Source organism: Thermococcus sp. ES12 (assembly GCF_012027515.1).
Taxonomy (GTDB): domain Archaea; phylum Methanobacteriota_B; class Thermococci; order Thermococcales; family Thermococcaceae; genus Thermococcus; species Thermococcus barossii.
This window is the reverse complement of the sequence record NZ_SNUP01000033.1, coordinates 1-507: the sequence shown is the minus strand read 5'-3', so window position 1 is coordinate 507 and position 507 is coordinate 1. Positions and strand designations below refer to the sequence as shown.

At 39.6% G+C, this 507-nt stretch carries 1 protein-coding gene; it reads right to left on the bottom strand.

Annotated elements, in window-relative coordinates; genetic code table 11:
• Window positions 1–122: 122 nt before the first annotated feature.
• Window positions 123–507, bottom strand: a 385-nt coding sequence (locus E3E37_RS10865) for an aromatic amino acid transport family protein (protein WP_305849828.1), incomplete at its 5' end; no start/stop codon positions are given.

The following is a 507-nucleotide window of genomic DNA, read 5'->3' as shown; positions in this document are numbered from 1 at the left end:
TATAATTTCTTCCAAGACAGATTATCTTGCTTGGCCTAACTTCATAAAAACCATCTCTAAAGGGTAAGCGAATCATTACATCACCAAATAAAAATAATGAAGAAAAAATAAAGAGTTTGCCCTTAACTAACCTCCGCTTCTCTATCCCTAAGGAACTCAGGCTTAAGCTTATAAGTTATATAGAGCACAATTGGCATTATTATAAAAGCCATAAGATCTCCTGTACTGCCTGCAGCCCCCAAAACCTCAACGAAGTCCCTAATTCCTACCATATAAAGTATCAACGGTGGGAAAACTGTTATGATCCAAGCAGATTTCCTATTCATCTTTAGGTACTCTTCCATGTTGTCCAGTTGGGCCGAACCAAGCCCTATGTAACTTGTCAAGATAGCAAAGATCGGAATTAAACTTCCAACAAGCATCCCTATTCTCCCATATAGCTGTTCAAGGGCTTGAGTAGCTATTTGGGGAGTGTTCTCGCCAAAGACTAGGAGGAATGAAGCCACA